The sequence below is a fragment of the Cupriavidus sp. 05N40 genome, assembly GCF_056397305.1.
In genome coordinates, this window is record NZ_JBFTND010000245.1 from 1 (window position 1) to 9,917 (window position 9,917).

The window sequence follows — 9,917 nt, forward strand, 5'->3', positions numbered from 1 at the left end:
GTCCATAGACGGCAGCGCGTACCGCTGCGCGCCGATTGCCGGAAAGCCCTGCCTGACGGCTGAAAGCGGTGGCGAGTAGCTCTACCGTGGTGAGAAAGCGCTGACGCGCTTCCTGCCGGTCGAGACCGCTGATTTGTCGGTTTAATGCAACGAGATGCTCAATGATCAGGCGTGTCAAGGGGGTGGTGGCTTGAATCGAGCGACCATGCAGCGAGGCGGCATCGGGAAACGAGCTTTCCACCAGATCGCGTGGCACAAAAAGGAGCAGTATCCGGCCATCAAAATTCCGGATTGTGCACGGCTGGTCCATGTCCAGCGCGAGGATACTTGGCGCGTGCGGTATCTGTGGCGCGTCGAGCCGTGGCTTGCCGTTCAGGAACTGCCCCGGCGGCCCTTCAAGGAACACGCTGAAGCTTATGTCATGAATGCTCTCGGTCGATACCCGGCCCAACGATCGCACGGCCAGGTTCGGCCCGGTGCGGAAGTCGAAGAGGCTCAGATTGTCGATCGTGTAGCGAGACAGCGATGCGTCGAACCTATCCTCGGCTTGCTTTGACGAAGGCCGTATGTCGTAGACAGGGCTCATGCGCTCCTGCCAGGCCCGGAAGCTTTGACGGGCGTCGCCCTGCACGCTGAAATTGCTGTGCACGATGCCGGGCGCAAGCGTCGGCGGCTCTGGCGGCAATAACAAGCGGCCGTGTAGCGGGTCGTCGTTCAATGCAGCGCTCCTGGCTGATTTTCGTCCAGATAGGGTCCGCCCCGTGTGGCTGAACTTTATGTTGAGCCACCAGCCCGCGCGGAGCGAGCTATGGCAGGTTGCCAAGCATATCAGTACTTGTTTTGCCGGAGCACACAGCGAGCGGCTCGCCGGAAAAGCGATGGCTTTCAGTACTCGGAAAACCACACACGATCCTGAGCGCGGACCGCCTGCCGGCGGCCGCTTTCGAGGAGGGATAGCGTCTCTCCCGGGTCGACATCGCGGCCAGCGCGTGGTGCCCGGGCAATCCCGACAAAGTTGTCCCCGGCAAACCGCTGTCCTAAACTAAGTGCGCAGTTCTCCCCGTTCAAACATGCTGGGCAATACCAAGGAGACACCATGACAATCCGGGTCGGACGATGGCTCAGCCGCAACGGCGGCGGGCTCGAAATCCTCTCCATCGGGCCGGGTGCCCACTTTACCGGGCGCTACCAGACCAAGGTCGGGAAGCCCGATCCCAGCGCCTGGTTCGAGACGCACGGCATGACCGACGGCGCGCTGATCGGATTCACGGTGCTCTGGAAGAACCAAGCTGAGCAGCATGCCTCGCTGACCACCTTTGCCGGTCGCTACCTAGCCGCGGGCGAGCAGGATGGCCTGGGCGATCCATCGCGCGAGCGCATCGAGGCCCAATGGGTACTGGCCCGTCGCTACGAGGACGATGATCCCGCCAAGCCGCACGCCATGTGGGAGACCTTTATCTCCAACTCCGCCATCTGGTACTGGACGCCCTGAGCGGTCAACCCAGCGCGAGCCCGGCATGGAACAGTAACTGGCGGAACACCGCCAGTCGCGCCTCGCCCGTCTGCGCCAGCCTCTGGCAGACGTGGATGTGCGCGGTCCTGTCGCTGTGACCTAGCAAGGCGTCCTTGCACTCGCGCTCCGAGATCTCCAGGTGCACGCCGGTCAGGATCGCGCTGCCCTTGCCCACGCGTGAGCTCACGATCGCGGGCGGGTCGCCTTCGATGCCGGTATAAACGGCCAGGACCTGGGTCTCCGGCCCCGGCGCATCGCCGAAATCGAAGCGGCAGCCGCCGTGGTAGTGCGTGTAGAGCGACACCGGCGCAGCGGTCAGCCGTTCCGTCGTCCGGATCTCCACCGCGGCGGTGCTGCGCGGCGTGCCGTCATAGGCGACGCCTCCCGTGAGTTCGGGCAAGGAGCCCACCGCAACCGCGTCCACGAAGCTCAGCTCCCGCGTGCCGCAGATCTCGCCCGCGCTGCCGGCGTGAAAGGCGAGTTCCCTGCAGGCGTAGTACGCACCCGCGCAGATGCCCAGGTAGACCCCGCCTTGTTCGACAAAGCGCCGGATGCGCGCGTTGGGGGCGCCGTTCAGCGCTGCGCAATAGGGCAGGTCGGCGCCACCCGGCATGACGAACAGCACTGCGTCATCGAACAGCGATGCGTCATGCCGGATGTCATCGGCCATGACCGTGCGGATCTCGTACATACCGGAACGAAGCTGCTGCCCGATGGTGCGCATCAGGCGCGCGGTGCCGTCGGAGGTGCCGGCATCGATATAGGTCAGGATCTGGGGCTTTGACATGATGGTTCGTCGTGATTCGTCGTGGTTTAGCGCAGTCTGTCTTCACGGCTCGTGATCTTGCGCGCGCAGTTGTGGTCTAATCTCGTGCTTACATTGCGTTTGTCTACAATCGTAGTTTCATAATTGCGCAGTTTCGAGCTTTCGACATGACCACACAATCCAATCGTCCCGCCAGCCGCCAGCTGAGGACACTGCCCGAGCAGATCGCCGACAGCATCTTCACTGCCATCGCGAATGGCGAATACGCCCCGGGCGAGCGTATCCGTGAAGAAGCGCTGGCCGAGCAGTTCGCGGTCAGCCGCGGACCGGTGCGCGAGGCCTTGCGCATCCTTGAGAAGGATTCGGTGGTGAACATCCTGCCCAACAAGGGCGCCCACGTCACCCAGCTATCGATCAAGGAGGTTGCAGACATCTTCGAGATTCGCGGCAAGCTTTCCGGCACCATGGTAAGCCGGCTAAGCCCGGAAGAGGCGGCGCAGATTGCGGCGACCATCGATGCCGACGTGCGCGCGCTGGAAACGCTGGCGCAGGAGGCGGATAGCACCGTCGCCTTCATCGAAACCTCGTTCCGCCTCGGGCGCGTCATGCGCGAGGCTTGCACCAATGAGCGCCTGGCCGAGATCCTGGGTTCGCTGGCGCGGCAGACGCTGCGTTACACCCAGCTTGGCCTGTCCACGCCGGCACGGCGCAAGGAATCGGCCCGCAACTGGCGCACGCTGCAAAAGGGCCTCAAGTCGGGCAACCTCGATGCCGCGGCGGAAGCGGCCGAGAAGCTGATCGGCGATTCGATGCGCGAGGCGATCAGGCAGCTCGAAGCGCAGCGGGATGCCGCGCCGCGCACCGTCTGAATCGGCTAAGCCGTTCCCAGCACCATCACCATATACGCGGACATCACCAGGCCGCCCGCCTGCACCAGGCAGTTGCGGGCGCCAGGCACCTGGCGCTCCCCGCAATCCCCGCGTAGCTGACGGACCGACTCGATCATCAGCGGCATGCCGAACATGCCGCCGTGATTGAAGGACAGGCCGCCGCCCGAGGTATTCAGCGGAAATGCCCCGCCCGGCGCAATGCGCCCGCCTCGCACGAAGGCGCCGCTCTCGCCGCGCCCGCAGAATCCCAGCTCCTCCAGGCCGATCAGCACGTTGCTGGTGAACGCGTCGTAGATCTGCACGATGTCGATCTCGCTACGGCTCAGGCTGGCGCGCTCCAGCGCCAGCCGGCCCATCTCCGCGAGCACGCCATTGTCGATCCAGTCGTCCATGCCAAACGGCGTGGCGTGCTGGATATATTGCTCCGCGAACCCTTGCACCAGCACCGGCGGACGGCGCAAGTCGCGCGCGCGCCCGGTCCGCACCAGCACCATGGCGCCGGCGCTGTCGGTGACCTGGCAGATATCGAGCTTGCGCAGCGGGTCGGCGACCATGGGCGAGGCCAGGTAGTCGGCCATGGTCAGCGGCTCGCGCGCGACCGCATTCGGATTGCGCTGTGCCCAGCGCCTCGCCGCGATCGCGACTTCCCCAAGGTCTTCGGCAAGCGTGCCGTAGCGATGCATGTGCAGGCGTGCCTGCATCGCGTAGAAGCCGATCGGGCTCAGCATGCCGTACGGCTGCACGAACTGGCCGTTCGGCATGCGGGCATCCTGCGCATGGCCGCCGCGCGCGCGGCTGCGGTCCAGGCGCTGCGTGCTGCCATAGGTGATCAGCGCCACATTGCACAGTCCCGCCTCCATCGCCGCCATTGCATGGGCGATATGCGTCAGGTTGGATTGCCCGCCGACCACGGTGCTGTCGACATAGCGCGGTTGCAGCCCCATGTGCTCGGTCACCAGCAAGCCGGCGGCGCGGTCGTCCCAGTGCGCGAAGACGGCGTCGATGTCGGAGGGCTTCAGCCCCGCGTCCAGGATCGCGAGCCGCGCCGCGTCGCATTGCAGCGACAACGCGGTGTCGCCCGGCAGGGCCTTGCCCATGCCGGCCTCGCCGACGCCCGCGATGGCATAGCGGCCACTCAGTGCTTTCGGGTCCATGTCCATCCTTTCAAACCGGCTTTGATGCAGCCGTAAGCTGCGCTCGCACATCCTTCTTCAGCACCTTGCCGACCGGGCTGCGTGGCAGCGTGGGCCAGAACTCGACCTGCTTGGGCGTCTTCAGGCTGCCGAAGCGCTTGCGGCACAGCTCGACGATCTCGTCGGCGGTGGCATTGCAACCGGGCTTGAGCTCGATCACGGCGGTCAGGCGTTCGCCCCAGTCGGCGTCGGGTATGCCGACCACGGCGCAGTCCTGCACCGCCGGGTGGCCCCAGATCACCTGCTCGATCTCGCTCGGGTAGATGTTGAAGCCGCCGGAGATGACCATGTCCTTCTTGCGATCGACCACATACAGGTAGCCGTTCTCGTCAAACACGCCGATGTCGCCGGTGTGGTGCCAGCCAAAGGCGCGCGCCTCGGCGGTGGCTTCGGGGTTGTTGTAGTAGCCGGGCGAGACGAGGTCGCCGCGGGCCACGATCTCGCCGCGTTCGCCCGTGCCCACGATATTGCCCTCGTCGTCCATCAGCGCCACCTCGCAGGCGCCCGAGGGGCGGCCGGCGGAGCCGAGGTGCTTGTCGAGTTCGGGGTCGTCGTGCACGAAATGATCCTTGCGCGACAGGCAGGTGATGACACCGGGCACTTCCGACTGGCCGTAGCTCTGCATGAACACCTGGCCCCAGAGGGCGATGCCTTCGCGCAGCTTGTCGACCGACATCGGCGCGGCACCATACAGCACGTACTCGAGCGAGGAGCAGTCGCGTGTGCGCGCATCGGGGTGGGCGAGCAGGCGATAGATCATGGTCGGCGGCAGGAAGATATGCGTCACGCGTTCGCGCTCGATCGCTTCGAGGATCACGCCCGGATCGGCCGACGCAGCGATCACGTTGCGCGCGCCGATGCGTGCCAGTGCCACCATCGTGGCGCCCGCGGCATGCGTGAGCGGCGCCACCACCAGGTGCACGGGGTCCTTGCGCGGTGGCGTGAACTGGTTGCTGATCCGGTAGGCCGTCTCGAGCGAGCGGTGGCTCTGCATGATCGCCTTCGGACGGCCCGTGGTGCCGCCGGACGACTTGATGATGGCGATGTCGTCCGCTTCGCGCCGCACCGTCACGCGCGTCCCGGCGAAGTCCTTCACCCATTGCGCGATGCAGTGGCCGTTCGGCTCCAGCGGCTCCGTCAGCCCGATGACGCGCCTGAGCGTCGGGATCTCCTGCTTCAGGCGTTCCAGGTGCGGCGCGTACTGCGGATGGCAGATCAGCACGGTGATCTCGCAGAAACTGGCGAACCAGATGATGTCCTCGATGGGATCGCGCGCGTTGAGCGGCACGAAGACCGCACCGCTGCGCATCACGCCCAGCATCGCCGGCAGCACCATCGGATGATTGGGCGACAGCATGCCGACGTGCGTGCCCGGTTGCACGTCGCGCACCAGCGCGGCGGCAACCGCGTGCGATGCGCCGGCCGCGTCCTGGTAGCTCAGGCGCACGTCGCCTCCCTGGACGAAGATGCGGTCGGGATATGCCGTGGCGCCGGCGTCGAAGGAATCGATGATCATGGTTTGTCTCTGGTATCGGGAACGGGCCGGGCATTGGCGCTGCCCGTGAGCCGGAACATCGGCAGTGCGACGTCGTCGCTGATGCGTTCGAAGCACACCTCGACCGGCGCGCCGACGGCAAGGCAATCGGGGTCGGCGTCGACAATGCCTGCCAGCATGCGCACGCCCTCGTCGAGCTCGATCATGCCGATCGCATACGGCACGTCCGACGCGAAGGCGGGATGCGCGGCGACGTGGCACACGGTGTAGGTATAGATCCGCCCGTGGCCGCTCGCCTGCACCCATTCGAGCTGGTCGGACAGGCATTGCGTGCAGAAGCGGCGCGGGTAGAACTGGTGGCGCGTACAGGCCGGGCAATACTGTATTTCGAGCCGGCCTTCGTGCGCCGCCTGCCAGTAGTGCGCGGTCTCGGCGGTGGGAATCGGCTGCGGCCTTGCGAGGGAAACGTTCATGTGGCGCTCCTCAGTTCGCGCTCAGCGAGAACTCGCTGCCGCGGACCTGCACCTTCGCCTTGCTCTGGCGCTGTGCCAGGCCGGCCACGAGATCGACGACCGGGTGGTGGACGCTGAAGCTGTCGCCCGTGCCCGTCGGCGCCAGGCCGTTTACCTTCTCGTCGCCGTACATATAGCGCAGCAGCAGTTCGTCGTCGCCCATGTTCTTGTAGCGCTGGCGCAAGCCCGGCAGCACCGGTTCGATCACGGGGGGCGTCAGGCTCACATCCTTCGAGCCGTTGGCGATGACCTTGTCCTTCACGTTCGCGTCGACCGGCAGCGGCAGGGCGCCGAAATACCCGCAGACGTACTTCTTCACTTCATCCGGGACGGCCTTGTAGCGCTCGCCGTTGATGACATTCATCACCGCCTGCGCCCCGATGATCGCGGGATAGGGCGTGACCATGATCGGCGAGCCGAGCTCCACCCGCACCCGCCCGATCTCTTCCAGCACCGCCGGCAGCTTGTCGGAAATGCCGGCGAGCTTGAGCTGAGATTCCAGGTTGCTCATCGCGCCGCCCGCGTACTGGGTGATGTAGTGGCTGGGCTCGTATTCGGCAGGCACGCCGACCGGATGGCCTTCCCGCTCGGCCAGCGCGCCAAGATACGCGCCCACTTCGTCGAGCAAGTCGTCATTGACCACCACGTCGAAGCCGATCTCGCGCAGGTTGCGCGCAATCATCTGGCTGGCCGGCAGCGAATTGCCATTGGCCATCGGGTCCACCGCCGTCAGGATGCTGTCGGCGCCGTGCACCGCGGCCTCGAGTGCGAGCAGCGGCCCGAGTCCGGTCAGGCAGTGGGTGTTGAATTCCAGTCGTGCTCGATCACCGATGGCCTGCTTCATTGCCGGCACCAGGGTGCGTACGCGGTCGATCGTCAGGATGCCGGCCGCATCGGCCAGCGTGACGGTCTGCACGCCAAAGCGCTCGACGGCCTCGCGCGCCTTGCGCGCATACAAGGCGTCGTCATAGCCGGGCGCGATGTTGTAGCCGAGCAAGAGCGTCACGTTGGCGCCGAGCCGGCGCGCCGTGGCGATGCTGGGGGCGAGGTTGTCCGAGCACATCAGCGCATCGAAGATGCCGATGTCGCGGACGCCGTTGGCGATCTGCCGCTCGACGAAGAGCTCGGTGATGTCGTCGGCCACCGGAAAGAAGCCGCGCATCAGGTTGCTGCGGATGGCGGCGCGCAGCGGCGTGCGCGTGAAGCGCTCGCGCAGCAGGCGGATGCGTTCGAACGGGTCCTGGTTCAGGAACAGCACGCTGGCATCGAACTGCACCAGCGCGATCGCCTGCAGCGACAGGAAGCCGGCCTGGTCCATGCGTTCCGCTATCGGCAGCATGTGCTCGGTGCGCATGCGGGTGGCCCACAGGCATTGCTGGCCGTCGCGCAGCGTGTCGTCGGTCAGGTGGATGGTGCGGCGCTTGCCGGTGCGCGCGGTTTCCGCGGCGACCAGTTTCTTGAGGTCTTCGAGCATGAGTTCAGCCCTCCGTGCCCTGGAGTTGGATCGAAACGCCGGGGCCCTGCACGCTGAGTTGCGCATAGGGTGCGGCGCGTGCCGTGAGTCCGGCCAGGAGTGCATCCGCTGGCGTGGTGGGTACATAACGCAGCGCGTCTGGTGAAGCCGGTGCAGGAAGCGATTCCGGTGCGACGCCGCAGGCAAGGAAGAGCACCAGCGCCGCGTCATTCGACGTGGGATGTGCCGCGCGCAATGCGGCGAGCGATGGTGCCGCTGCCTTGGGCACCGCACCGACACGCTGGAGCAACCCGGCGTCGACATTGCCTGCCGCCGCGCCGTGAACCTGCTGCAAGGCGCGGCGCACGCCGGGCCGAAGCTCGGCATAGCGCGGCAGGCCCTGCAGGTGCCGCAGCGCCTGTTCCGCAATCGGCCGCGCGAACGGCGCCAGCATCGGCGGCATGCCGATCTCGCTGCGGACCAGCGCGCACTCGTTGGCAAAGGCGTGCAGCTTGTGCGTCAGCCCCAGTTCGGCCAGCCGTTGCATGCACTGCGCAGCGACTTCGCCCGGCAACTGGTGTGCGTAGGGGGCGAGGTCAAAGACCCACGGGCGGGCCGGCGCGAAGCCGTGGCGATCGGCCAGTTCCGCGAGCAGGCGGCCGGCGTCGCCCACGGCGTGCAGTGTCTGCTCGCTCGCCGGTGTTCCCAGGGCCAGCATGCGCAGCGATTTCAGCAGCGTGCCCAGCGCCGGCACCGAGGCGCCGTTGGCGAGCGGCGCGAACGCGGTGTCGAGCCCGGCGATACCCAGCCGTATCGCCTCCAGCGCAACCATGGGACCGAGCGCGGTCTGGCAGCGCAGATGCAGATCCAGCGGCGTGGCGCCCGGTCCCGTGCCCAGTCCCGCGCGCAGCGCGGGCAGCAGCGTGGCCAGGCGGTCCGGGGTCAGCAGGCCGGCTTCGTCGCGCAGCATCACGCGGGCCGCGCCTGCCTCGGCCAGGGCCGCGGCCTGCTCCTGCAACGCATCGTCGCTGTGCGTGGAGCCGGGCGCGAACGGCAGGGCCGCGATCATGGTCAGGCCGAGCGCCTTGCCAGCCTTCAGCACCGGCGCGATACGCGCGATCTCCACCATCGGGTCGAGCAGCACGATCTCGGACACGCCGCGCTGCGCCAGTTCGCGCAACCACAGCGTGACGGCCTCGGTCGGTAGCACATCGATGCCGCGCCTGCCATGTTCCGTCAGCAGCGCAATGGCGGCGCGCAGCGCAATGCCGGGGCAGCGTTCGCGCAGCAGCGCGATGCGCTGCCAGGGGTCTTCGCCCCTCGTCACGCATTGCTGCAGCGTGGCCGGGGAGGCGACTTCGATCGCCGCCGGGGCGGCCGCCGCCAGCCGCGCGGCGACGGCAAGCATCATCGGGGTCGTCATGGCGCCGGCCCAGCGCGCGCTCTGGCCGTCGGTCAGGCTGACGTCGGTGTAACGCAGGGCGGGCGTGCTCATGACTTCACCTCGGCGGCAGCCAGTGCCTGCTTGGCGGCCTGCGCAGCGGCCTTTTGCTCCGCCTTGCGCTGCGGCAGGAAGGTATCTTCGACCCAGCGCGTCGTGACCCGGCCGCCGACGAAGTCTTCATGCGCCAGCACGGCGTCATGGAAGCGCGCGGTCGTGGTCGGGCCTTCGACCTGCAGGCCTTCCAGTGCGGCGCGCATGCGCGCGATGGCTTGCTCGCGCGTGGCCGCATGCACGATCAGCTTGCCGAGCAGCGAATCGTAGTAGGGCGGCACGGTGTAGCCGGCATAGCAATGCGTATCGACGCGGATGCCTTCGCCGCTTGGCACGTCCCAGCGCGAGATCAGCCCCGGACGCGGCAGGAAGTTGCGGTCCGGGTCCTCGGCGTTGATGCGGCATTCGATGGCATGTCCCTGCAGCTGGACGTCGTCCTGCGTGAACGACAGCGGCAGCCCGGCCGCAACCCGGATCTGCTCGGCGACCAGGTCGAAGCCGGTGATCATCTCCGTCACCGGGTGCTCGACCTGGATGCGCGTGTTCATCTCCAGGAAGAAGTACTTGTTATCGCTCTGGTCGACCACGAACTCGATCGTG

General features: G+C 66.8%; 10 protein-coding genes. 2 read left to right on the forward strand and 8 right to left on the reverse strand.

The annotated features are described in order from the left end of the window. Positions 1-718, reverse strand: a 718-nt coding sequence (locus AC1DO7_RS35880) for an AraC family transcriptional regulator (protein WP_477117206.1), incomplete at its 3' end; no start/stop codon positions are given. A 378-nt stretch (positions 719-1,096) separates the two neighbouring features. Between AC1DO7_RS35880 and AC1DO7_RS35885 the strand changes: the two genes are divergently transcribed. Further along, positions 1,097-1,492, forward strand: coding sequence for an avidin/streptavidin family protein (locus tag AC1DO7_RS35885; protein WP_441615938.1), 396 nt, complete (start codon positions 1,097-1,099; stop codon positions 1,490-1,492). Positions 1,493-1,496: 4 nt separating this feature from the next. Here AC1DO7_RS35885 and AC1DO7_RS35890 read toward each other — a convergent pair whose 3' ends face one another. Continuing rightward, on the reverse strand, positions 1,497-2,300 hold the full coding sequence (locus tag AC1DO7_RS35890; RefSeq protein WP_441615936.1) for a BPL-N domain-containing protein: 804 nt from the start codon (positions 2,298-2,300) through the stop codon (positions 1,497-1,499). Between the two features lie 146 nt (positions 2,301-2,446). Here AC1DO7_RS35890 and AC1DO7_RS35895 point away from each other — a divergent pair, with 146 nt between their 5' ends. After that, complete coding sequence (locus tag AC1DO7_RS35895; RefSeq protein ID WP_441615934.1) at positions 2,447-3,148, forward strand: GntR family transcriptional regulator; 702 nt, start codon at positions 2,447-2,449, stop codon at positions 3,146-3,148. Positions 3,149-3,153: 5 nt separating this feature from the next. On the opposite strand, the gene AC1DO7_RS35900 is transcribed toward AC1DO7_RS35895, so the two are convergent. From AC1DO7_RS35900 to AC1DO7_RS35925, 6 genes are all read right to left on the reverse strand, one after another. Then, positions 3,154-4,323: a thiolase C-terminal domain-containing protein gene (locus AC1DO7_RS35900; protein WP_441615932.1), complete on the reverse strand. Its 1,170-nt coding sequence runs from the start codon at positions 4,321-4,323 to the stop codon at positions 3,154-3,156. 10 nt (positions 4,324-4,333) lie between these two features. After that, positions 4,334-5,878 (reverse strand): AMP-binding protein, encoded by a 1,545-nt coding sequence (locus AC1DO7_RS35905; protein WP_441615930.1) that lies wholly within the window; start codon positions 5,876-5,878, stop codon positions 4,334-4,336. Then, on the reverse strand, positions 5,875-6,330 hold the full coding sequence (locus AC1DO7_RS35910) for a Zn-ribbon domain-containing OB-fold protein (RefSeq protein WP_441615928.1): 456 nt from the start codon (positions 6,328-6,330) through the stop codon (positions 5,875-5,877). Before AC1DO7_RS35910 ends, AC1DO7_RS35905 begins: the two co-directional genes overlap by 4 nt. Before the next feature lie 10 nt (positions 6,331-6,340). Further along, positions 6,341-7,843: a carboxylase gene (locus AC1DO7_RS35915; RefSeq protein WP_441615926.1), complete on the reverse strand. Its 1,503-nt coding sequence runs from the start codon at positions 7,841-7,843 to the stop codon at positions 6,341-6,343. Between the two features lie 4 nt (positions 7,844-7,847). After that, positions 7,848-9,317 carry a hypothetical protein gene (locus tag AC1DO7_RS35920; protein WP_441615924.1) on the reverse strand — a complete coding sequence of 490 codons (1,470 nt, stop codon included), beginning with the start codon at positions 9,315-9,317 and terminating at the stop codon, positions 7,848-7,850. Continuing rightward, the coding region (locus AC1DO7_RS35925) for an ATP-binding protein (RefSeq protein WP_477117207.1) at positions 9,314-9,917 on the reverse strand (604 nt) is incomplete at its 5' end. The genes AC1DO7_RS35920 and AC1DO7_RS35925, both read right to left, overlap by 4 nt.